The sequence below is a fragment of the Streptomyces sp. NPDC007907 genome (assembly GCF_042959365.1).
Lineage (GTDB): Bacteria > Actinomycetota > Actinomycetes > Streptomycetales > Streptomycetaceae > Streptomyces > Streptomyces indiaensis.
The window spans coordinates 80,679-102,368 of record NZ_JBIBKR010000002.1; the positions used below are offsets into that span (position 1 = coordinate 80,679).

The window sequence follows — 21,690 nt, forward strand, 5'->3', positions numbered from 1 at the left end:
CGGCGCCCTGATGACTGCCACCCTCGTCGCCAAGAACCTCGCCGCCGGCCACGGCGACCGCTCCCTGTTCACCGGGCTCGACCTGGTCGTCGCCCCCGGCGATGTGATCGGCCTGGTCGGCGCCAACGGAGCGGGCAAGTCCACCCTGTTGCGGATGCTCGCCGGACTCACCACGCCCGAGCAGGGCGAACTGCGCCTGTCCCCGCCGGCCGCCACCGTCGGCCACCTCCCGCAGGAACCGGACCGCCGGCCCGGCGAGACGGTGCGGGCGTTCCTGGCCCGCCGCACCGGCGTCGCCGAGGCCCAGCGCGCCATGGACGAGGCCACCCAGGCCCTGGTCGACGGGGCGCCCGGCGCCGACGACGCCTACGCCACCGCTCTGGAGCGCTGGCTCGGCCTGGGCGGCGCCGACCTCGACGAACGCGCCGAGGAAGTCGCCGACGGCCTCGGTCTGGCGGTCGGCCTCGACCAGCCGATGACGTCCCTGTCCGGCGGCCAGGCGGCCCGCGCCGGACTCGCCTCCCTGCTCCTGTCCCGCTACGACGTCTTCCTCCTGGACGAGCCGACCAACGACCTCGACCTGGACGGCCTGGAGCGCCTGGAACGCTTCGTGAGCGGCCTGCGCGCCGGCACGGTGGTCGTCAGCCACGACCGCGAGTTCCTCACCCGCACCGTCACCAAGGTCCTCGAACTCGACCTCGCCCAGCGGCGGATCAACCTCTTCGGCGGCGGCTACGACGCCTACCTGGAGGAGCGGGAGGTAGCCCGCCGCCACGCCCGCGACGAGTACGAGGAGTACGCCGACAAGAGGGCCGCCCTCCAGGACCGCGCGCAGATGCAGCGCTCCTGGATGGACAAGGGCGTGAAGAACGCACGCCGCAAGGCGGGCAACGACAATGACAAGATCGGCCGCAAGTTCCGCAGCGAGGCCAGCGAGAAGCAGGCCGCGAAAGCCCGCCAGACCCAGCGCATGATCGAGCGCCTGGACGTCGTGGAGGAGCCCCGCAAGGAGTGGGACCTGCGGATGGAGATCGCGTCCGCTCCGCGCTCGGGCGCGGTCGTCGCGACCCTCCGCGACGCCGAGGTGCGCCGTGGCGGCTTCGTCCTCGGCCCGGTGTCCCTGCAGATCGACTGGGCGGACCGGGTGGCGGTGACGGGAGCGAACGGCGCCGGCAAGTCCACGCTGCTCGCCGCCCTGCTCGGCCGCGTCCCGCTGGACGCCGGGCACGGCGCGCTCGGCTCGGGCGTCCTGCTCGGCGAGGTCGACCAGGCCCGCAAGCTGTTCCACGGTGAGGAGTCGCTGCTCGACGCCTTCCGCACGGCCGTCCCGGACACCGAACCGGTCGAGATCCGCACCCTCCTGGCCAAGTTCGGCCTCAAGACGGACCATGTCCTGCGCCCCGCGGCGAGCCTCTCCCCGGGCGAGCGCACCCGGGCCGCGCTGGCACTGCTCCAGGGCCGGGGCGTCAACCTCCTGGTCCTCGACGAGCCGACCAACCACCTGGACCTGCCCGCCATCGAGCAGCTGGAGTCCGCCCTCGAGGCCTACGAGGGCACCCTGCTGCTGGTCACCCACGACCGGCGCATGCTGGACGCGGTGCACGTGAACCGCCGCCTGGAGGTGGCGGACGGCAAGGTGACCGAACGCTAAAGGGTCGTCAGGCGGGTGGCGAGGGAGGGGTAGTCCACGACGTACCCCTCCTCGTCGAACGCCAGGTCGCTGCGGAAGTCGCCGGAGGCGAAACGGACCCGCCCGGGCCCGAGATGCGTGTACGTCTGCCGCGACGGCCGCACCGCCAGGTCCGGCACCGACACCCACGCCATCAGGAACTCCCGCTCACCGGGCTCCCGGTGCAGCCGGTGCCGCAGCACCGGCATGGTGTTGGTGAGCGGGCACAGCCCGAGATCGCAGTCGAGGGCCCCGCCGACGTCCGGGAGCGGCTCGCCGTTCGCGGTCCACCGGCCGTGGCCGTCGTGCCGCAGGTCGAGCGTGCGCAGGCCGCCCGCGGTCTCGGCCGTCACCCGCAGGCTACGGGTCACGAACCCGTCGGCGGTGTCGAGTTCGTACGTGACCCAGTACGGCTCGGGTTCGATACCGACGGCCCGCCCGCGCGCCCGCAACACGCCTTCCCCTCGCTCGGGCCAGGCGGTCTCGAACCCCCGGCTGGCGAACACTTCCCAGGTGATGGCAGACATACCTTCACCCTAGGCATGAAAGGGGGGCGAAGCCCCGCCTTTCAGGGGCGCGGGGAACTGCGCGACCAGCCACAACGGCCCCGCAGCTCCCCACGGCCCCCACGGCGGAGCCGTCAGCGCTTGCCGCCCTTGGGGTCCGCCAGCCCCGCGCGGCGCAGCGCATCTGCCATCGCGCTGTTGGCAGGCGGCGGCGCCTGACGCGAACCGCCACCACGGCCCCCGCCACCGACACGCCCGCCCTGCCGCTGCTGCGGCGGACGCCCACCCCGCTGCCGACGCTCACCGGAGCCGCCGCCCTTGCCCTGCGAGGCCGCCGCCTCGTCCTCCAGGCGCAGCGTCAGTGAGATCCGCTTGCGCGGGATGTCGACGTCGAGGACCTTCACCTTGACGATGTCGCCGGGCTTCACCACGTCCCGCGGGTCCTTCACGAACGTCTTCGACATGGCGGAGACGTGCACCAGGCCGTCCTGGTGGACGCCCACGTCGACGAACGCCCCGAACGCGGCGACGTTCGTCACGACGCCCTCCAGGATCATCCCGGACGACAGGTCGGAGATCTTCTCCACGCCCTCCTTGAAGACGGCCGTCTTGAAGGCCGGGCGCGGGTCGCGGCCCGGCTTCTCCAGCTCCTTGAGGATGTCTGTCACCGTCGGCAGACCGAACGACTCGTCGACGAAGTCCTGCGGCTTCAGCGAGCGCAGCACCGCCGTGTTGCCGATGAGCGCGGCGACCTCCTGCCCGGCGGTCTTCACCATGCGCCGGACCACCGGGTAGGCCTCCGGGTGCACGCTCGACGCGTCCAGCGGGTCGTCACCGCCGCGGATGCGCAGGAAGCCCGCGCACTGCTCGTACGCCTTCGGGCCGAGCCGGGCCACCTTCTTCAGCTCGCCGCGGGCCTTGAACGGTCCGTTCTGGTCCCGGTGCGCCACGATGTTCTCGGCGAGCCCGGAGGTGATGCCGGAGACCCGGGCGAGCAGCGGGGCCGACGCCGTGTTGACGTCGACGCCCACGCCGTTCACACAGTCCTCCACCACCGCGTCCAGCGAACGCGACAGCTTCACCTCGGACAGGTCGTGCTGGTACTGGCCGACACCGATCGACTTCGGGTCGATCTTCACCAGCTCGGCCAGCGGGTCCTGGAGCCGCCGGGCGATCGACACGGCGCCGCGCAGCGACACGTCCATGTCGGGCAGTTCCTGCGAGGCGAAGGCCGACGCCGAGTACACGGACGCTCCGGCCTCGGACACCATCACCTTCGTGAGGTTCAGCTCGGGGTGCTTGGTGATCAGTTCGCCCGCGAGCTTGTCGGTCTCGCGGGAGGCGGTGCCGTTGCCGATGGCGACCAGCTCGACCGCGTGCTCCTTCGCGAGCCGGGCCAGCTTGGCGATGGCCTCGTCCCACCGGTTGGCCGGGACGTGGGGGTGGATGACGTCCGTGGCGACGACCTTGCCGGTCGCGTCGACGACGGCGACCTTCACGCCGGTACGGAAACCGGGGTCGAGGCCGAGCGTCGCGCGGGTGCCCGCCGGGGCGGCGAGCAGCAGGTCGCGCAGGTTCGCCGCGAAGACCCGCACGGCCTCGTCCTCGGCGGCGGTGCGCAGCCGCAGCCGCAGGTCGATGCCGAGGTGGACGAGGATGCGGGTGCGCCACGCCCAGCGGACGGTGTCCTTCAGCCACTTGTCGCCGGGGCGGCCCCGGTCGGTGATCCCGAACCGGTGGGCGACGATCCCCTCGTACGAGGACGGGCCGTCGGTCGGCTCCTCGGGCTCCAGGACGAGGTCGAGGACCTCCTCCTTCTCGCCGCGCAGCATCGCGAGGACCCGGTGCGAGGGCAGGTCCGTGAACGGCTCGGCGAAGTCGAAGTAGTCGGCGAACTTCGCCCCCGCCTCCTCCTTGCCCTCCCGCACCTTGGCGGCCAGCCGCCCGCGCACCCACATGCGCTCGCGCAGCTCGCCGATGAGGTCGGCGTCCTCCGAGAAGCGCTCCGTGAGGATGGCCCGGGCGCCGTCCAGGGCCGCCTGCGGATCGGCCACGCCCTTGTCGGCGTCGACGAACGCGGCGGCCGCGGCGAGGGGGTCGACGGACGGATCGCGGAGCAGCCCCTCCGCCAGCGGCGTCAGCCCCGCCTCACGGGCGATCTGCGCCTTGGTGCGCCGCTTGGGCTTGTACGGGAGGTAGATGTCCTCCAGGCGCGCCTTCGTCTCGGCGCCCCGGATGCTCGCCTCCAGCTCGTCGGTGAGCTTGCCCTGCTCGCGCACCGACTCCAGGATCGCCGTCCGCCGCTCCTCCAGTTCCCGGAGGTAGCGCAGTCGCTCCTCGACGCTGCGCAGCTGCGCGTCGTCGAGCATCTCGGTCGCTTCCTTGCGGTAGCGGGCGATGAAGGGCACCGTGGAACCGCCGTCGAGCAGTTCCACGGCGGCCCTGACCTGCCGCTCCCGTACGCCGAGCTCCTCGGCGATCCTGCCTTCGATGGACACTGCGCTGATGGACCCGTTGGACCCGGGTGTCGTCACGATCCCGTACCGCCTTCTCCACTGAGGTTGCGCGGCAATTGTGGCAGGTGACGCCGACACCCGGGGATCAGGGCGGTACCCGGCAGGTCGCGGTCCGGGTCACGCCCTGCGGGTGGAGGACGAGGCTCCGCCGAACAGCCGGGCCAGGGCCCGGAAGGGAAGCGTCACGACGGTGGCGATGGCGCCGCCGATCTGGCGCAGCACGTCTGCGATGGCACGGAACACGGAATTCCCCTTTCTCCATTGCCGGCCGCGCGGCCGGTGGAGTGCGGGTACCTCACAGACGCGTCACCATGCGTCACCCCTTGCCGATGAGATCAGCCGGGAAGGCTCCCGCCCCGAGCGCCGCCCGCGCGAACAGCCCGCCCACCTCGGCCAGCCGGGCCACTCCTTCCGGGCCCAGGTGCGCGTAGGGGGCACGGTCCAGGCGGTCCGTCTCCTCCTCGATCTCCCGGCGCAGGGCGACGCCCCGCTCGGTGAGGTCGCCGGAATCGTCCAGCAGCCCGCGCTCCCGCAGCCGTTCGCTCGCCGCGTTCCACTCCTCCCGGCTCCAGCCACGGGTGGCGCACACCCACCTCGGGCTCATGCCCTTGCCCGTCGCCGTGTGGGTCACCATCGCCTCCAGCCCGTCGAGCCCCGCGGACATCAGGGCGGCCAGATGCCCGTCGCCCCGGTGCTCGCGCAGCAGGGTCGCCGCGTGCCAGTAGGCGAGGTGCGGTTCCTCGGGGACGGGCAGGTCGGCGTGTGCGGAGTACAGCGGCCGGGCCGCGCGCGAGCAGGCCTCGGCGGCGCGCAGGGCGAGCCGTGCCGCCTCGGCCATCTCCGCCGACGCCAGGGCCTCGTCGCCGAGCAGGCGCCGGAGGGTCGCGTCGACCGCACGCAGGCGTGCCGCCAGGACCTGTGCGGGCGCGGCGGTCTCCCACACCTTCGGCACGTACCGGGCGACGAGCTCGTGCTTGTAGTTGTAGAAGGCGGCCGTGACGGCCCCGGCCCCGACCGCTCCGAAGGCGGCGGCCCGTACGGCGAAGTTCACGGCGCGCGGGTCGGTGACCCCGACGGTGCCCAGCTCCCGTCCGAGGTCGGGGGAGAAGTAGTGCGTCGCGTGCAGGGAGTTGAGCACGGTGTGGCAGCGCCGGCCGGCGCGCGGCTCCAGAGCGGTGGTCGTCATGCCGGGCAGGTTACCAACCGCTTGGTATGTCCGCCCCGGCCGCGGGCCATGGCCTGCCCCGGCCGTGTGCCCCTTGGTCTGCCCCAGCCGTGTGCCGCATGGCAGGAAAGGTGGGGTACTCGTCCTTGCGGCCATGCTCGCGCCCCGCGAAGAATCGTCGGCATGGCCCCCCGCACGGTGCTCGCCGTCCTCTTCGACGGCTTGCAGAGTCTCGACGTCACCGGGCCCGTGGAGGTCTTCGCGGGCGCGGAACTGCTCGCCCCGGACACGTACCGGATCCGCACCGCCTCCCTGGACGGGGCACCCGTGCGGACCACCAGCGGACTGACCCTCGTGCCCGACGAGTCGCTGGCCTCCGCGCCCGCCCCGGACATCCTCCTGGTCCCCGGCGGCACGGGCAGCCTGCGGCCCGACCCGCGCCTGGTCGACTGGGTGCGCGAACACGGGCCGCGTGCGGAGCGCCTGGTCTCGGTGTGCACCGGCGCCGCCGTGCTCGCCGGGGCGGGACTGCTGGACGGCCGTCGCGCCACGACCCACTGGGCCTACTGCGACCGGCTCGCCCGCGAGCACCCGGCCGTCACGATCGACCCCGACCCCGTCTACGTGCGCGACGGGCACATCGCGACCTCGGCCGGTGTCACCGCCGGGATCGACCTGGCCCTCGCCCTGGTCGAGGAGGACCTGGGACGGGACGCCGCTCTCACCATCGCCCGCCACCTGGTGGTGTTCCTGCGCAGGCCCGGCAGCCAGGCCCAGTTCAGCGCCCAGCTCGCGGCCCAGACCGCACAGCGCGAACCACTGCGGGACGTCCAGCGCTGGATCACCGACCACCCCGAGGCGGATCTCTGCGTCGAGACCCTGGCCGCCCGCGCCCGCCTCTCACCCCGCCACTTCGCCCGCGCCTTCCGCGCCGAGACCGGTATGACACCGGGCCGCTACGTGGACCGCGTCCGCCTCGAACACGCCCGGCGCCTCCTGGAGGACACCGCCGACGGCATCGAGGAGATCGCCCGCACCAGCGGCTACGGCACGCCCGAGGCCATGCGCCGCGCCTTCGTCAGGACCCTGGGCACGCCCCCGGCCGAGTACCGCCGCCGCTTCCGCCCCGCGACCACGTCCTGACCCCTCGAACTCCGCCTGCTTCGCCCCGCGACCACGTCCTGACCCCTCGAACTCCGCCTGCTGAAGGGACCTCATGCAGATCGCCATCGTCCTCTACGACCGCTTCACCGCCCTCGACGCCGTCGGCCCCTACGAGACCCTCGGCCGGCTCCCGGACGCCGAGACCGTCTTCGTCGCCGAGGAGGCCGGCCCCGTGCGCAACGACTCGGGGAACCTCGCGCTCCTCGCCGACCGGGCCCTGGCCGAGGTGCCCCACCCCGACATCATCGTGGTCCCGGGCGGCCCGGGCCCGCTCCCCCTGGCGGCGGACGGCCCTCTGCTCACCTGGTTGCGCACCGCCGACGCCACCAGCACCTGGACGACGTCCGTGTGCACCGGCTCCCTGCTGCTCGCCGCGGCCGGACTGCTCCGGGGCCGCCGCGCGACGTCCCACTGGCTGGCCCTGGAGGAACTGAAGCGCCACGGCGCCGACCCGACGGGGGAGCGGGTCGTCACCGACGGCAAGTACGTCACGGCGGCCGGCGTCTCCTCCGGCATCGACATGGGGCTGACCCTGCTCGGCCGGATCGCGGGCGACGACCACGCGCGGCTCGTCCAGCTCGGCACCGAATACGACCCGCAGCCGCCCTACGACGCCGGATCACCCGAGAAGGCCCCCGCACACCTCGTCGAACTGTTCCGCGAGCACTCCGGGGTCATCCTGACGTAGGCACGCTCCAGCCGAACCGCGGCTGCCGGCGCTCCAGGAACGCGGCGACACCCTCCGCGGTGTCGCCGCTCGCCCGGGCCTGCCCGGCCCAGTGCGCGTCCCGGTCCGTGCGCCCGTCCGCGAACTCCTTGGCCGCCGCCTGCGTCAGCTGCGAACGGGACACCAGGATCCGGGTGAACTCCTCGACCCGCTTGCCGAGTTCGTCCCCGGGCAGCACCTCGTCCACCAGCCCGGTGCGCAGCGCCCGCGGCGCGTCGATCAACTCGCCCGAGAACAGCAGGTACTTGGCGGCGGCCGGCCCCACCAGGGACACCAGCCGCCGGGTCGAGGACGCCGGGTACACGATGCCGAGCTTCGCGGGCGTCACACCGAACAGCGCGCCCTCCTCGGCGAACCGCAGATCACAGGCCGCGGCCAGCTGCGACCCGCCGCCAACGCAGTGCCCCCGGATGGCGGCCAGTGTCGGCTTCGGGAACGCGGCCAGCGCCTCCTCGGCCCGCACGGCCAGCCCCTGCGCCTCCTCCGGCGAGCCCCGCAGCGTCGAGATGTCGGCCCCGGCGCAGAACGTCCCGCCCTCGCCGGTCAGCACCAGCGCCCGCACGGCCGCATCGCCCGCGAGCTCCTCCAGCAACGGCGGGAGGGAGCGCCACATGGCGGCCGTCATGGCGTTGCGCTTCTCGGGATGACGTATGACGACCGTCGCGACCGACCCGGTCACGCGGTGCTCCAGCTGCGGCTCCATGTGCCGGATGCTATCCGGATGCCAAACCCGTACAACCCGAATAGTTCGCCGAGACGGCACAACAGGGACAGGACCAGTCCCACAACTGACCGTGTCATACGCCAACGGTCAGAAGTGCTCGATACCTGCTGACTTGTGTTCAGTCCCGGGGTGCGGGGCGCATCGTTCCCAACACTCGAGGTGTGGCGACAATCGAGCGCGAGGGTGGCGACCGGGCTATGGACGACCAGGGGCGTGGATTCGGTCCGCGCCCGGAGGGCGGTGCGGCGCCCCTCGGTCCGGCGCCCGCGGACCCGCTGCCGTACGAAGGGGTGTGGAGGTTCACCGCGCCGGCGGTCGAAGCCTCGGTCCCGCAGGCACGGCACGCCGTACGGGACCTGCTGCGGCGTCAGGGAGTGCCGGTCTCGGACGACCTGGCCCAAGGACTCCTGCTGATCGTCTCGGAGCTGGTGACGAACGCCGTGAAGCACGCGGCGGTGCTGTCGCCGACGGTCGCCGTCGAACTGGCCGTCGGCGCCGACTGGCTCCGGGTGTCCGTGGAGGACAACCACCCCTACCGGCCCACCGCCCTGGAGACCGACCACGGCCGGACCGGCGGACGGGGCCTGCTCCTGGTGCGCGAAATCACCCGCGAGGCGGGCGGGGTGTGCGAGGTCGATCACACCGCGAGCGGCGGCAAGGTGATCTGGGCCGCCCTGCCGCTCAAACCCGCGCGCTACACGTAGGACCCGTCACCGGGCTCCCGGTCACCAGCCGGCCGAGGGGCCCGTCAACTCCCTGATCGCCGGCCGGGCCGCGTCCAGGACGGTCATGAACCAGGCCGAGAAGGTGTCCTTGGCGTGCCGCTCCGCCAGCTCCGGCGGGGTCACGAACACCGTCGACGCCACCTCCGCCGGGTCCGGCCGCACCACGGCCTGCACCATGCCGACGAAGAGGTGGTTGTACTCCTGCTCCACCAGACCGGACTCCGGGTCCGGGTGGTTGTAGCGGACCGTGCCCGCCTCGGCCAGCAGGGACGGGGAGGCGCCGAGCTCCTCGAACGTGCGCCGCGCCGCCGCCGCGAAGGGCGCCTCACCGGGGTAGGGGTGGCCGCAGCACGTGTTGGACCACACACCGGGGGAGTGGTACTTGCCCAGCGCGCGCTGCTGCAGCAGCAGCCGGCCGTACTCGTCGAAGAGGAACACGGAGAACGCGCGGTGCAGCTGTCCGGGCGGCTGGTGGGCGGCGAGCTTCTCCGCGGTGCCGATCGTCACGCCGTCCTCGTCGACCAGTTCCAGCAAAATCGCGTCTGCGGTGCCGTTCGACGGGTTGTGCGTCGCGGTGGCAGGTGTGATCGGCATACCCATCCTTCACATCGGTCTTCGCGCCCCAAGTCTGCCGTACGAATCCGGCACTCCCGGCACTTCGCGGCCCGCCCGCATGTCCCGCGCGGCGACGCGGACCGTGGCCGGCGCCGGTCGGACGCCGGGAAGGGGACCCGGTAGAGGATCGTGCCCGGCCGGGCAGGCGGAAAATCGTCCCCACCGGGTCTGTGGGGCTCAGGACGCGGGCGCGCGGCGGAGGGTTGCGCTCCCCGGCGCACGCGCGGCGGCATGCGCCCCACCTGCCTCAGGCGCCTCCCGGCCACCGCGTCAGTGGCAGAGCCGCGCCTCGTGCTCCGCGTGCCCGCTCGGCTCCAGCTGGAAGGTGCAGTGCTCCACGTCGAAATGGTCCCCGAGGCAGCTCTGGAGCTCGTGCAGCATCTTCTCGTGCCCTATCGCGTTCAGGGCCTCCGGGCTGACCACGACGTGCGCCGACAGGACCGGCATCCCGGAAGTGATCGTCCAGGCGTGCAGGTCGTGGACGTCCTCCACCCCGTCCGTGGCGAGGATGTGCGACCGCACCTCCGCCATGTCGACGTCCCTGGGAGCCGCCTCCAGCAGCACGGACAGCGTCTCGCTCAGCAACTTCCAGGTGCGGGGCGCGATCATCAGCGCGATGACGAGCGAGGCGATCGGATCGGCGGCCTGCCAGCCCGTGAGCATGATCACCACGGAGGAGACGATCACCGTGACCGACCCCAGGGCGTCGGCCGCCACCTCCAGGAATGCGCCGCGCACGTTCAGGCTCTCCTTCTGCCCGCGCATCAGCAGCGACAGCGACACCAGGTTCGCCACCAGGCCGATCGCGCCGAACAGCAGCGCCAGCCGGCCCTCGGTCTCCGCCGGCGTGATGAAGCGCTGGACCGACTCGTACACGACGTAGCCGCCGGCCCCGAGCAGCAGCAGGCAGTTGGCCAGGGCGGCGAGGATCTCGGCCCGGGCGTAGCCGAAGGTGGCCCGCTCGCTGGGCGGCCGGTTCGCGAAGTGGATCGCGAGCAGCGCCATGCCCAGGCCCAGCGCGTCCGTCGCCATGTGCGCGGAGTCCGCGACGAGCGCGAGCGAGTCGGCGAGGGCGCCGCCGACGATCTGCACGACGACGATGCCGAGCGTGATCGCCAGCGCGACGCGCAGCCTGCCGCGGTACGCCGAGGTCGCCGTACCGCCGGCCGCCGCGCCGTGCGCGTGCCCGTGATCGTGCCCAGCCCCCATGAGAAGTCAGCCTCCTGTGTCCGCCCGATCGTGCTCGGGCACCCCAGTGAACTACGGGGAGGGGGTATCTGCAACGCGGCACTGAACACCGTTGTCATGTGCCCTGACCTGCGGAAACGAAGTGCAGGTCAGGGCATCGCGGGGGTCAGGAGCCGTGGTGCAGCAACCAGCCCCGCCAAGCCGACTCGGTCATCTCGCGCACCCCGCGCCGGGCCGTCCAGCCGAGCTCGGCGGCCGCCCGGGCGGCGGAGGCCACCGCCCGGGGCGCGTCCCCGGGGCGGCGCTCCTCGACGAGCGGAGGCCGGCGGTCGCCGGTGACCTCGCCGATGACCGTGACCAGTTCACGGACCGAGACGCCCTCGCCGCGGCCGATGTTGACCGTCAGATCACCCTTGCCGCCGCCCCCGGCCAGTCGCCGGGCGGCCGCCAGGTGGGCCTCGGCCAGGTCGGCCACGTGGATGTAGTCACGGACGCAGGTGCCGTCCGGGGTCGGGTAGTCGTCGCCGAAGATCCGCGGCGCCTCATCGCGCGTGAGCCGGTCGAAGACCATCGGGACGATGTTGAAGACGCCCGTGTCCGCCAGCTCCGGCGCGGCGGCGCCCGCCACGTTGAAATAGCGCAGACATACGGTGGAGATCCCGTGCGCCCGGCCCGCCGCCCGCACCAGCCACTCCCCGGCCAGCTTGGTCTCGCCGTACGGGTTCACCGGCGCGCAGGGCGTGTCCTCCGTGATGAGGTCCACACCGGGGTCGCCGTACACGGCGGCCGACGAGGAGAACACGAAGCGTTCGATCCCGGCCCCGGCGACCGCGTCCAGCAGGGTCGCCAGGCCGCCGACGTTCTCCCGGTAGTACCGCGTGGGCTGCGCGACGGACTCGGCGACCTGCTTGCGCGCCGCGAGGTGCACCACCCCCGTCACGCCGTGCTCGGCGAGGACCCGCCGCAGCAGGTCCCCGTCCAGCGAGGAGCCGCGCACGAGCGGAACCTCGGCGGGGAGCCGCGCGGGCACCCCGGCCGACAGGTCGTCCAGGGCGAGGACGCTCTCCCCGGCCTCGGCCATGGCCTTGGCCACATGTGCTCCGATATAGCCGGCACCGCCGGTGATCAGCCACGTCATGGTCGCCCACCCTATGCGGCCACGGACACCGCCCACGCAATGTCCTCGTTGTCCGCTTAAGGACGCGCGGTTTGTGGGGCGGGCCCCGGATCCATGATGATGATCGCGGCAAGGGCTCGTGCGAACCACGTCGATCCATCCGCCGAACGGGCGGTGAACGTGGCCCTCCCGGCATCCGATAGCCTCTGCCGACATGCCGCCCGGGAGCCACCGGAGAAGGCGCCCCCACCATGTACGTCACCGGCGCGGACGCACCGGTACCCAGGGAGTGAATTCGGTTGTCGACCGCCATCCTCACCGGCCAGCCGGTCCCCGGATCGTCGATCGAGGCCGACCTGCGGTCCCTCGGGTTCGACCTCCGGACCGCGAGCGACGCCGCCGAGGCCGAGACCCTCCTCGCCGAGGTGCCGGGCGACGAGCGGGTCGCGCTGGTCGACGCCCGCTTCGTGGGGCACGTGCACGCGCTGCGCCTCGGCCTCACCGACCCCCGGTTCCCGCTCGCCGCGATCCCCGGTGCCGTCACCGCCCAGCCCGCCGGGCGCCAGGCGCTGACCCGGGCGATGGCCCGCGAGAACTCCGCCGGCGGCGGCACCACCCTCGTCGACAGCCTCGCCGACCGCATCCTCACCGCCCTGGACGCCGACGGCACCGCGGTGCACCGCCCCGAGCTGGGCAGTCTCGTCGCTGCCGTCCCCGCCGACCCCCAGGCCCGCAACGAGGCCCGGCAGGCGGTCGCGGACATCGACGACGAGGCCGTACGCCTGAAGTCCGCGGTGAAGGCCCGCGACGGCTTCTTCACCACCTACTGCATCAGCCCCTACTCCCGCTACATCGCCCGCTGGTGCGCCCGCCGCGGCCTGACTCCGAACCAGGTCACCACCGCCTCGCTGATCACCGCCCTCATAGCGGCGGCCTGCGCGGCCACCGGCACCCGCGGCGGCTTCGTCGCGGCCGGTGTCCTGCTGATCGCGTCCTTCGTGCTGGACTGCACCGACGGCCAGCTCGCCCGCTATTCCCTGCAGTACTCCACGCTCGGCGCCTGGCTCGACGCCACCTTCGACCGGGCCAAGGAGTACGCCTACTACGCCGGCCTCGCGCTGGGAGCGGCCCGCGGCGGAGACGACGTCTGGGCCCTCGCCCTCGGCGCCATGGTCCTGCAGACCTGCCGGCACGTCGTGGACTTCTCCTTCAACGAGGCCAACCACGACGCCACCGCCAACACCAGCCCCACCGCCGCCCTCTCCGACAAGCTCGACAGCGTCGGCTGGACGGTCTGGGTCCGGCGGATGATCGTCCTGCCCATCGGCGAACGCTGGGCGATGATCGCCGTCCTGACGGCGGCCACGACGCCCCGCATCACCTTCTACGCGCTGCTCGTCGGCTGCGCCTTCGCCGCGACGTACACCACGGCCGGGCGCGTGCTGCGCTCCCTGACCCGCAAGGCCCGGCGGACCGACCGGGCGGCCGCCGCCCTGGCCGACCTCGCCGACAGCGGCCCCCTCGCCCAGGGCTTCGCGGAAGCGCTCAAGAAGCCCGCCCGCAAGCTGCCCGGCTTCGCCGCCCCCGCCGTCGCGCTGCTCGGCGGTCTCACCGTCGTCCTGACCGCGGCCCTGACGGACTTCGGCGGCCCCTGGCCCCTCGTCGCGGCCCTCGTCTACGCCCTGACCTCCGGCCTCGCCGTCGCCCGCCCCCTCAAGGGCGCCCTCGACTGGCTGGTCCCGCCGTTCCTGCGCGCCGCCGAGTACGGCACCGTCCTGGTCCTGGCGGCCAAGGCGGACGTGGGCGGAGCCCTTCCCGCGGCATTCGGGCTGGTGGCCGCGGTCGCCTACCATCACTACGACACCGTCTACCGCATCCGCGGCGACGCCGGAGCGCCCCCGGCCTGGCTGGTGCGCTCCATCGGAGGGCACGAAGGGCGGACGCTGCTCGTCACCGTCCTCGCCGCGCTGCTCACCGCCCCTCAGTTCAAGGTCGCGCTCACGGTTGTCGCCGTGGCCGTGGCCCTGGTGGTGCTCGTCGAGAGCATCCGCTTCTGGGTGGCCGCCCACCAGGGCGGCGCACCCGCCGTACACGATGAAGGAGAAACCGCATGATCGGCCTCGTGCTCGCGGCCGGCGCCGGCCGGCGTCTGCGCCCCTACACCGACAGCCTCCCCAAGGCACTGGTGCCGGTCGGCCCCGCGGGCATAGACGGCGAACCCACGGTCCTCGACCTGACCCTCGGCAACTTCGCCGAGATCGGTCTCACCGAGGTCGCGATCATCGTCGGCTACCGCAAGGAGGCCGTCTACGCGCGCAAGGAGGCCCTGGAGCAGAAGTACGGCCTCAAGCTCACCCTCATCGACAACGACAAGGCCGAGGAGTGGAACAACGCCTACTCCCTGTGGTGCGGCCGTGACGCCCTCAAGGACGGCGTGATCCTCGCCAACGGCGACACCGTCCACCCGGTCTCCGTCGAGAAGACGCTGCTCGCCGCCCGCGGCGACGGCAAGAAGATCATCCTCGCCCTGGACACGGTCAAGGACCTGGCCGACGAGGAGATGAAGGTCGTCGTCGACCCCGCCAAGGGCATGACGAAGATCACCAAGCTGATGGACCCCGCCGAGGCCACCGGCGAGTACATCGGCGTCACCCTCATCGAGGGCGACGCCGCCCCCGAGCTGGCCGACGCCCTCAAGGCCGTCTGGGAGACGGACCCGCAGCAGTTCTACGAGCACGGCTACCAGGAGCTGGTCAACCGCGGCTTCCGCATCGACGTGGCGCCGATCGGCGACGTCAAGTGGGTGGAGATCGACAACCACGACGACCTCGCCCGCGGACGGGAGATCGCGTGCCAGTCCTGACCCGTCTCATCCCCTCGCCGCTCGTCGTGGACATCCGCCCGGGTGCCCTCGACGACCTGGCGTGCGTCCTCGCCGACGAGCGCATCTCGCACTCCGGCCGCCTCGCCGTCGCCGTCAGCGGCGGCTCGGGCGCCAAGCTGCGCGAGCGCATCTCGCCGAGCATGCCCGGCGCCACCTGGTACGAGGTCGGCGGCGGCACCCTCGACGACGCGGTCCGGCTGGCCGGCGACATAAAGGCCGGCCACTTCGACGCGGTCGTCGGCCTCGGCGGCGGCAAGATCATCGACTGTGCGAAGTTCGCCGCGGCACGCGTCGGCCTGCCCCTGGTCGCCGTGCCCACGAACCTCGCGCACGACGGCCTGTGCTCGCCGGTCGCCACCCTCGACAACGACGCGGGCCGCGGCTCCTACGGTGTGCCGAACCCGATCGCCGTCGTCATCGACCTGGACGTCATCCGTGACGCCCCGGCCCGGTTCGTCCGGGCCGGCATCGGTGACGCGATCTCCAACATCAATGCCGTCGCGGACTGGGAACTGGCCAACCGCGTCAAGGGCGAGAAGATCGACGGACTCGCCGCCGCCATGGCCCGCCAGGCGGGCGAGGCGGTGCTCCGGCACCCGGGCGGGATCGGCGACAACGACTTCCTCCAGGTACTCGCCGAGGCACTCGTCCTCACCGGCATCGCGATGTCGATCTCGGGCGACTCGCGGCCGGCCTCCGGGTCGTGCCACGAGATCAATCACGCCTTCGACCTGCTCTTCCCCAAGCGCGCCGCTTCCCACGGCGAGCAGTGCGGTCTCGGTGCGGCCTTCGCGATGTGGCTGCGCGGGGCGCACGAGGAGTCGGCGTACATGGCGGAGGTCCTGCGCCGGCACGGCCTGCCCGTGCTCCCGGACGAGATCGGCTTCACGACGGACGAGTTCGTCAAGGCCGTGGAGTTCGCCCCGGAGACCCGGCCCGGCCGGTACACCATCCTCGAACACCTCGACCTGAACCCCGAACAGATCAAGGACACCTACACCGACTATGTCAAGGCCATCGGTAGCTGAACTACGCCCCGTCGTTCACCCCGCCGGGGTGAAGGACCGGCGCAGCGGTGAGCACTGGATGGGACGCCTCTACATGCGTGAGGTGTCCCTGCGGGTCGACCGCTACCTGGTGAACACCAGGGTCACGCCCAACCAGCTCACGTACCTGATGACCGTCTTCGGTGTGCTCGCGGCCCCGGCATTGCTCGTGCCGGGGATCCCGGGCGCCGTCCTCGGCGTGGTGTGCGTCCAGATGTACCTGCTGCTGGACTGCGTCGACGGCGAGATCGCGCGCTGGAAGAAGCAGTACTCGCTCAACGGCGTCTACCTGGACCGGGTCGGCGCCTACCTCACCGACGCCGCCGTGCTCACCGGCTTCGGCCTGCGCGCCGCCGACCTGTGGGGCAGCGGCCGCATCGACTGGCTGTGGGCCTTCCTCGGCACGCTGGCCGCCCTCGGCGCCATCCTGATCAAGGCGGAGACCGACCTGGTCGGCGTCGCCCGGCACCAGGCCGGAAAGCCGCCGGTCCAGGAGACCGCCGCCGAGATGCGCTCCTCCGGCATGGCACTGGCCCGCAAGGCCGCTGCCGCCCTGAAGTTCCACCGCCTCATCCTCGGCATCGAGGCGTCCCTGCTGATCCTGGTCCTGGCGATCGCCGACCAGGCCCGCGGCGACCTGTTCTTCTCCCGGCTCGGCGTGGCGGTGCTGGCCGGCATCGCGCTCGTGCAGACCCTGCTGCACCTCGTGTCCATCCTCGCCTCCAGCAGGCTGAAGTGAGCGGCATGAAGGTCGGCGCCGTCATCATCACCATGGGCAACCGGCCCGAGGAGCTGCGCGTCCTGCTCGACTCCGTCGCCAAGCAGGACGGCGACCCGGTCGAGGTGGTCGTCGTCGGCAACGGCTCGCCCGTCCCGGACGTCCCCGAGGGCGTCCGCACCATCGAACTGCCCGAGAACCTCGGCATCCCCGGCGGCCGCAACGTCGGCATCGAGGCCTTCGGCCCCTCCGGCCGGGACGTCGACGTCCTGCTCTTCCTCGACGACGACGGCCTGCTCGCGGGCCACGACACCGCCGAGCTGTGCCGGAAGGCGTTCGAGGCGGACCCGAAGCTCGGCATCGTGAGTTTCCGCATAGCCGACCCGGAGACCGGCGTCACCCAGCGCCGGCACGTCCCCCGGCTGCGCGCCGCCGACCCGATGCGCTCCTCGCGGGTCACCACCTTCCTCGGCGGCGCCAACGCCGTGCGCACCCGCGTCTTCGCCGACGTCGGCGGACTCCCGGACGAGTTCTTCTACGCCCACGAGGAAACCGACCTGGCGTGGCGGGCCCTCGACGCGGGCTGGATGATCGACTACCGGTCCGACATGGTGCTCTACCACCCGACGACCGCCCCCTCGCGGCACGCGGTCTACCACCGCATGGTCGCCCGCAACCGCGTCTGGCTGGCCCGCCGCAACCTCCCCGCGCCGCTCGTCCCCGTCTACCTCGGCGTGTGGCTGCTGCTCACTCTGGTGCGCCGTCCTTCCCGCAGTGCGCTGCGGGCCTGGTTCGGCGGATTCCGCGAGGGCTGGACCACCTCGTGCGGGCCCCGCAGGCCCATGAAGTGGCGTACGGTGTGGCGGCTGACCCGGCTGGGCCGGCCCCCCGTCATCTGACAAGCTCGTATCCGGGAACACCCGGGAACCCCCGGGCCGTACCCCGGCCCCGGCTCCTGCCGGACCGGCACAGGCCGAGCATCTCGAAGACGAAAGTTTCCACTAGTGAGTGAGACAACGCACGACGCCACGGTCGCGGTGACCCCGCCCGCGGCGCCCGACGAGGGCCTCACGGCGAGGGAACTCGCCGCCAAGCACGGGCTGACCGTGAGCGGCGCCCGTCCGTCCCTCGTCGAGTACGTCCGTCAGCTCTGGGACCGGCGGCACTTCATCCTCGCCTTCTCCCGGGCGAAGCTGACCGCCCAGTACAGCCAGGCCAAGCTGGGCCAGCTGTGGCAGGTGGCCACGCCGCTGCTGAACGCGGCCGTATACTTCTTCATCTTCGGCCTGCTCCTGGAGGCCGACCGGGGGCTGCCCCGCGAGGTGTACATCCCGTTCCTCGTCACGGGTGTGTTCGTGTTCACCTTCACGCAGAGCTCGGTCATGGCGGGTGTGCGCGCGATCTCCGGCAACCTCGGCCTGGTCCGCGCCCTGCACTTCCCGCGCGCCTCGCTGCCGATCTCCTTCGCGCTCCAGCAGCTCCAGCAGCTGCTCTTCTCGATGATCGTGCTGTTCGCCGTCACGATCGGCTTCGGCCACTACCCGGACCTGTCCTGGCTGCTGATCGTGCCGGTGCTCGTGCTCCAGTTCTGCTTCAACACCGGCCTCGCGCTGATCATGGCCCGGGCGGGCGCCAAGACCCCCGACCTCGCGCAGCTGATGCCGTTCGTGATGCGGACCTGGATGTACGCGTCGGGAGTGATGTTCTCCATCCCGATCTTCCTGGCGGACAAGCCGGCCTGGATCGCGAACCTCCTGCAGTGGAACCCGGCCGCGATCTACATGGACCTGATGCGCTTCGCCCTGATCGACGACTACGGCGCGAAGTTCCTGCCCGACCACGTCTGGGCGGCCGCGGGCGCCTGGGCCGTGCTCTTCGCCGTGGGCGGCTTCGTGTACTTCTGGAAGGCGGAGGAGAGGTACGGCCGTGGCTGAGCAGCAGCAGGACGCACGCGTCCCCACCGTCGTCGCGGACGACCTGCACATCGTCTACCGCGTCAACGGCGCCAAGACCGGCAAGGGCAGTGCCACCGCCGCCCTGAGCCGCATCCTCAAGCGCGGCGAGGAGCGGGGCGTGCGCAAGGTGCACGCGGTGCGGGGCGTCTCCTTCGTGGCATACCGCGGCGAGGCCATCGGCCTCATCGGTTCCAACGGCTCCGGCAAGTCGACCCTGCTGCGGGCCATCGCCGGGCTGCTCCCCGCCGAGCAGGGCAAGGTCTACACCGACGGCCAGCCCTCGCTGCTCGGCGTCAACGCGGCCCTGATGAACGACCTCACCGGCGAGCGCAACGTCATATTGGGCGGGCTCGCCATGGGCATGTCCCGGGAGGAGATCAAGGAGCGCTACCAGGACATCGTCGACTTCTCCGGCATCAACGAGAAGGGCGACTTCATCACGCTGCCCATGCGCACCTACTCCTCCGGCATGGCGGCCCGGCTCCGCTTCTCCATCGCGGCGGCCAAGGACCACGACGTCCTGATGATCGACGAGGCCCTGGCGACCGGCGACCGCAAGTTCCAGAAGCGCTCCGAGGACCGCATCCGGGAGCTGCGCAAGGAAGCGGGCACGGTGTTTCTGGTCAGTCACAACAACAAGTCCATCCGCGACACCTGCAACCGCGTCCTGTGGCTGGAACGCGGTGAGCTCCGCATGGACGGCCCCACGGACGAGGTGCTCAAGGAGTACGAGAAGTTCACGGGCAAGTAGCCGGTATCCGGACAGGGCCCCGACGGAACTGCCCCGGCGGGGCCCCGCGTCTGCAAAGGAAACGTCAACTCCGGCCCATCTCAGGAATCTTGGGGCCAATCGGTGTGTTCTCGTGATGCGCGGGACACCCTGACGAACCGTGTCGCGTTGTACAACGTAAGCTGTACCGGTCCCGAAACACGGCAATCAGGGCGATAATGCGCGACACCGCCCGTCGGACCACCGTGCGGACGGCCGGGCGGCGTGTCCGAAATAGTGTGTATTGGGTCGGCAGTGTAGAACGGGAGATGTGACGGCGATGGCTACGGAAACTCCCCAGCTCCACGCAGCACGTGCCGTCCCCGCCCCGGGCAGTCGGCGGTGACGGGAACCGGCACGGCGCGCCCCCTCGATCCGGAGCGCGGCACGCTCGACAAGGCCGCCGGCGAGAACTTCCCGGTGGCCCCCTTCTTCCTGCCCCGGGCCTGGCGCACCGACCTCATGGCCGTCTACGGCTTCGCCCGCCTGGTCGACGACATCGGCGACGGCGACCTCGCCCCCGGCGGCGCCGACGCCCGGCTGCTCGGCGTCTCCCCGCAGGAGGCCGAGGACCGGCTGGTGCTGCTCGACGCCTTCGAGGCGGACCTGCGCAGGGTCTTCGACGCGACCCCGCGCCACCCCCTGCTGCGCCGCCTCCAGCCGACCGTGCGCCGATGCGCGCTCGACCCCGGGCCGTTCCTCGGCCTGATCGCCGCCAACCGCCAGGACCAGCTGGTGAGCCGCTACGAGACCTACGACGACCTGCTCGCCTACTGCGAGCTGTCCGCCAACCCCGTGGGCCGTCTCGTCCTCGCGGTGACGGGCACCTCGACGCCCGAGCGGATCCGCCGCTCCGACAAGATCTGCACGGCCCTCCAGATCGTCGAGCACCTCCAGGACGTCGCCGAGGACCTCGCCCGCGATCGCGTCTACCTGCCCGCCACGGACATGAAGCGTTTCCACGTCCGTGAAGCGGATCTCGCCGCGGAATCCGCCGGAGCGTCGGTCCGTGCGCTGATCGCGTACGAAGCGCAAAGGGCCCGGGATCTGCTGAATGAAGGCGCCCCCCTGGTGGGTAGCGTCCACGGCAGGCTGAAGCTGCTGCTCGCAGGGTTCGTGGCAGGGGGGAGGGCGGCCGTCCACGCGATCGCCGCCGCCGGATACGACGTGCTTCCCGGCCCGCCCAAGCCCGGCAAGGTCCGGTTGCTGCGTGAGGTGGGCGTGACTCTGCGAGGAGAGGGGTGATCCGGGCCGTGGAGTCGCAACCACACGCGTCCCCACCGGTACTCGCCGCCTACAGCTACTGCGAGGCCGTGACCGGACGCCAGGCGCGGAACTTCGCCTACGGCATCCGGCTGCTGCCCACGCCCCAGCGCCGTGCGATGTCGGCGCTGTACGCGTTCTCGCGGCGGGTCGACGACATCGGCGACGGCGCACTCGCCGACGACGTCAAGGTGGGCCGGCTGGAGGACACCCGGACGCTGCTCACCCGGATCCGCGAGGGCGGGGTCGCCGAGGACGACACCGACCCGGTCGCCGTCGCCCTCGCGCACGCCGCCGGGGCCTTCCCGATCCCGCTCGGCGGCCTGGACGAGCTCATCGACGGCGTCCTCATGGACGTACGCGGCGAGACCTACGAGACCTGGGACGACCTGAAGGTCTACTGCCGCTGTGTCGCGGGCGCGATCGGGCGGCTCTCGCTCGGCGTCTTCGGAACCGAACCGGGGGCGCGCGGGGTGGACCGCGCACCGGAGTATGCCGACACGCTCGGGCTCGCGCTCCAGCTCACCAACATCCTCAGAGACGTCCGCGAGGACGCCGTGGGCGGGCGGACCTACCTGCCCGCCGACGACCTCGCCAAGTTCGGCTGCTCGGCCGGCTTCAGCGGGCCGCGGCCACCGGAGGGCTCCGACTTCGCGGGCCTCGTGCACTTCGAAGTGCGGCGGGCCCGCGCCTTGTTCGCCGAGGGCTACCGGCTGCTCCCCATGCTCGACCGGCGCAGCGGCGCCTGCGTCGCCGCCATGGCGGGCATCTACCGCCGCCTGCTCGACCGCATCGAACGCGACCCGGAAGCCGTGCTGCGCGGCCGCGTCTCGCTGCCCGGCCGCGAGAAGGCCTACGTCGCGGTGCGCGGCCTGTCCGGCCTGGACGCCCGGCACGTGACCCGGCGAACCGTCAGGAGGCGTGCGTGAGGCAGACGGC

The 21,690-nt window shown here is 72.1% G+C and carries 21 protein-coding genes; 13 read left to right on the top strand and 8 right to left on the bottom strand.

Annotated features, from left to right (window positions below):
- The first annotated feature begins 10 nt into the window (after positions 1-10).
- Complete coding sequence (locus ACFZDI_RS06370; RefSeq protein ID WP_391248168.1) at positions 11-1,651, top strand: ATP-binding cassette domain-containing protein; 1,641 nt, start codon at positions 11-13, stop codon at positions 1,649-1,651.
- Here the strand turns inward: ACFZDI_RS06370 and ACFZDI_RS06375 are convergent.
- The 4 genes from ACFZDI_RS06375 to ACFZDI_RS06390 form a co-directional block, all read right to left on the bottom strand.
- Positions 1,648-2,196: a putative glycolipid-binding domain-containing protein gene (locus ACFZDI_RS06375; protein WP_391248170.1), complete on the bottom strand. Its 549-nt coding sequence runs from the start codon at positions 2,194-2,196 to the stop codon at positions 1,648-1,650. The two genes, ACFZDI_RS06370 and ACFZDI_RS06375, sit on opposite strands and share 4 nt — an antisense overlap.
- Before the next feature lie 113 nt (positions 2,197-2,309).
- Positions 2,310-4,709, bottom strand: a complete 2,400-nt coding sequence (locus ACFZDI_RS06380; RefSeq protein WP_391248172.1) for a helix-hairpin-helix domain-containing protein — start codon at positions 4,707-4,709, stop codon at positions 2,310-2,312.
- A gap of 99 nt (positions 4,710-4,808) precedes the next feature.
- Complete coding sequence (locus ACFZDI_RS06385) at positions 4,809-4,934, bottom strand: LPFR motif small protein (protein ID WP_267889763.1); 126 nt, start codon at positions 4,932-4,934, stop codon at positions 4,809-4,811.
- 73 nt (positions 4,935-5,007) lie between these two features.
- Entirely contained in the window at positions 5,008-5,877 is an 870-nt protein-coding gene (locus tag ACFZDI_RS06390; protein ID WP_391248174.1) for a hypothetical protein, read from the bottom strand.
- A 162-nt stretch (positions 5,878-6,039) separates the two neighbouring features.
- Between ACFZDI_RS06390 and ACFZDI_RS06395 the strand changes: the two genes are divergently transcribed.
- Both ACFZDI_RS06395 and ACFZDI_RS06400 read left to right on the top strand, forming a co-directional pair.
- Positions 6,040-6,999 carry a DJ-1/PfpI family protein gene (locus tag ACFZDI_RS06395; protein ID WP_391248176.1) on the top strand — a complete coding sequence of 320 codons (960 nt, stop codon included), beginning with the start codon at positions 6,040-6,042 and terminating at the stop codon, positions 6,997-6,999.
- Between the two features lie 73 nt (positions 7,000-7,072).
- Positions 7,073-7,708: a DJ-1/PfpI family protein gene (locus tag ACFZDI_RS06400; protein ID WP_361121414.1), complete on the top strand. Its 636-nt coding sequence runs from the start codon at positions 7,073-7,075 to the stop codon at positions 7,706-7,708.
- On the opposite strand, the gene ACFZDI_RS06405 is transcribed toward ACFZDI_RS06400, so the two are convergent.
- On the bottom strand, positions 7,695-8,450 hold the full coding sequence (locus ACFZDI_RS06405) for an enoyl-CoA hydratase/isomerase family protein (RefSeq protein ID WP_234846796.1): 756 nt from the start codon (positions 8,448-8,450) through the stop codon (positions 7,695-7,697). The two genes, ACFZDI_RS06400 and ACFZDI_RS06405, sit on opposite strands and share 14 nt — an antisense overlap.
- Positions 8,451-8,668: 218 nt before the next feature.
- On the opposite strand from ACFZDI_RS06405, the gene ACFZDI_RS06410 reads away from it, so the two are divergent.
- Entirely contained in the window at positions 8,669-9,175 is a 507-nt protein-coding gene (locus ACFZDI_RS06410; RefSeq protein ID WP_234846825.1) for an ATP-binding protein, read from the top strand.
- Between the two features lie 21 nt (positions 9,176-9,196).
- Here the strand turns inward: ACFZDI_RS06410 and idi are convergent, their stop codons facing one another.
- The 3 genes from idi to galE form a co-directional block, all read right to left on the bottom strand.
- A complete protein-coding gene (gene idi, locus ACFZDI_RS06415) occupies positions 9,197-9,790 on the bottom strand; it encodes an isopentenyl-diphosphate Delta-isomerase (protein ID WP_234846797.1) in 594 nt (197 codons plus the stop codon).
- 291 nt (positions 9,791-10,081) lie between these two features.
- On the bottom strand, positions 10,082-11,020 hold the full coding sequence (locus ACFZDI_RS06420) for a cation diffusion facilitator family transporter (RefSeq protein WP_391248179.1): 939 nt from the start codon (positions 11,018-11,020) through the stop codon (positions 10,082-10,084).
- A 145-nt stretch (positions 11,021-11,165) separates the two neighbouring features.
- Positions 11,166-12,137: a UDP-glucose 4-epimerase GalE gene (galE, locus tag ACFZDI_RS06425; protein ID WP_391248181.1), complete on the bottom strand. Its 972-nt coding sequence runs from the start codon at positions 12,135-12,137 to the stop codon at positions 11,166-11,168.
- A gap of 278 nt (positions 12,138-12,415) precedes the next feature.
- Between galE and ACFZDI_RS06430 the strand changes: the two genes are divergently transcribed.
- The 9 genes from ACFZDI_RS06430 (at position 12,416) to hpnD (ending at position 21,680) form a co-directional block, all read left to right on the top strand.
- Complete coding sequence (locus ACFZDI_RS06430; protein ID WP_391248183.1) at positions 12,416-14,230, top strand: DUF5941 domain-containing protein; 1,815 nt, start codon at positions 12,416-12,418, stop codon at positions 14,228-14,230.
- Entirely contained in the window at positions 14,227-14,979 is a 753-nt protein-coding gene (locus tag ACFZDI_RS06435) for a sugar phosphate nucleotidyltransferase (protein WP_234846801.1), read from the top strand. The genes ACFZDI_RS06430 and ACFZDI_RS06435 overlap by 4 nt, the downstream gene beginning before the upstream one ends.
- Complete coding sequence (locus ACFZDI_RS06440) at positions 14,967-16,028, top strand: iron-containing alcohol dehydrogenase family protein (RefSeq protein WP_234846802.1); 1,062 nt, start codon at positions 14,967-14,969, stop codon at positions 16,026-16,028. The genes ACFZDI_RS06435 and ACFZDI_RS06440 overlap by 13 nt, the downstream gene beginning before the upstream one ends.
- Positions 16,006-16,785: a CDP-alcohol phosphatidyltransferase family protein gene (locus ACFZDI_RS06445; RefSeq protein WP_234846803.1), complete on the top strand. Its 780-nt coding sequence runs from the start codon at positions 16,006-16,008 to the stop codon at positions 16,783-16,785. Before ACFZDI_RS06440 ends, ACFZDI_RS06445 begins: the two co-directional genes overlap by 23 nt.
- 5 nt (positions 16,786-16,790) lie before the next feature.
- Positions 16,791-17,663 carry a glycosyltransferase gene (locus tag ACFZDI_RS06450; RefSeq protein WP_391249466.1) on the top strand — a complete coding sequence of 291 codons (873 nt, stop codon included), beginning with the start codon at positions 16,791-16,793 and terminating at the stop codon, positions 17,661-17,663.
- 105 nt (positions 17,664-17,768) lie between these two features.
- Positions 17,769-18,698, top strand: coding sequence for an ABC transporter permease (locus ACFZDI_RS06455; RefSeq protein WP_234846805.1), 930 nt, complete (start codon positions 17,769-17,771; stop codon positions 18,696-18,698).
- Complete coding sequence (locus ACFZDI_RS06460; RefSeq protein WP_234846806.1) at positions 18,691-19,470, top strand: ABC transporter ATP-binding protein; 780 nt, start codon at positions 18,691-18,693, stop codon at positions 19,468-19,470. Before ACFZDI_RS06455 ends, ACFZDI_RS06460 begins: the two co-directional genes overlap by 8 nt.
- A gap of 360 nt (positions 19,471-19,830) precedes the next feature.
- Positions 19,831-20,733, top strand: a complete 903-nt coding sequence (gene hpnC / locus ACFZDI_RS06465) for a squalene synthase HpnC (protein WP_391248186.1) — start codon at positions 19,831-19,833, stop codon at positions 20,731-20,733.
- Positions 20,730-21,680: a presqualene diphosphate synthase HpnD gene (gene hpnD, locus ACFZDI_RS06470; protein ID WP_234846808.1), complete on the top strand. Its 951-nt coding sequence runs from the start codon at positions 20,730-20,732 to the stop codon at positions 21,678-21,680. Before hpnC ends, hpnD begins: the two co-directional genes overlap by 4 nt.
- Positions 21,681-21,690 lie beyond the last annotated feature (10 nt).

Coding starts and splice junctions, on each gene's coding strand:
- ACFZDI_RS06370 (WP_391248168.1), top strand. CDS start 11: ATGACTGCCACCCTCGTCGCCAAGAACCTCGCCGCCGGCCACGGCGAC.
- ACFZDI_RS06375 (WP_391248170.1), bottom strand. CDS start 2,196: ATGTCTGCCATCACCTGGGAAGTGTTCGCCAGCCGGGGGTTCGAGACC.
- ACFZDI_RS06390 (WP_391248174.1), bottom strand. CDS start 5,877: ATGACGACCACCGCTCTGGAGCCGCGCGCCGGCCGGCGCTGCCACACC.
- ACFZDI_RS06395 (WP_391248176.1), top strand. CDS start 6,040: ATGGCCCCCCGCACGGTGCTCGCCGTCCTCTTCGACGGCTTGCAGAGT.
- ACFZDI_RS06400 (WP_361121414.1), top strand. CDS start 7,073: ATGCAGATCGCCATCGTCCTCTACGACCGCTTCACCGCCCTCGACGCC.
- ACFZDI_RS06405 (WP_234846796.1), bottom strand. CDS start 8,450: ATGGAGCCGCAGCTGGAGCACCGCGTGACCGGGTCGGTCGCGACGGTC.
- ACFZDI_RS06410 (WP_234846825.1), top strand. CDS start 8,669: ATGGACGACCAGGGGCGTGGATTCGGTCCGCGCCCGGAGGGCGGTGCG.
- idi (WP_234846797.1), bottom strand. CDS start 9,790: ATGCCGATCACACCTGCCACCGCGACGCACAACCCGTCGAACGGCACC.
- ACFZDI_RS06420 (WP_391248179.1), bottom strand. CDS start 11,020: ATGGGGGCTGGGCACGATCACGGGCACGCGCACGGCGCGGCGGCCGGC.
- galE (WP_391248181.1), bottom strand. CDS start 12,137: ATGACGTGGCTGATCACCGGCGGTGCCGGCTATATCGGAGCACATGTG.
- ACFZDI_RS06435 (WP_234846801.1), top strand. CDS start 14,227: ATGATCGGCCTCGTGCTCGCGGCCGGCGCCGGCCGGCGTCTGCGCCCC.
- ACFZDI_RS06445 (WP_234846803.1), top strand. CDS start 16,006: ATGTCAAGGCCATCGGTAGCTGAACTACGCCCCGTCGTTCACCCCGCC.
- ACFZDI_RS06450 (WP_391249466.1), top strand. CDS start 16,791: ATGAAGGTCGGCGCCGTCATCATCACCATGGGCAACCGGCCCGAGGAG.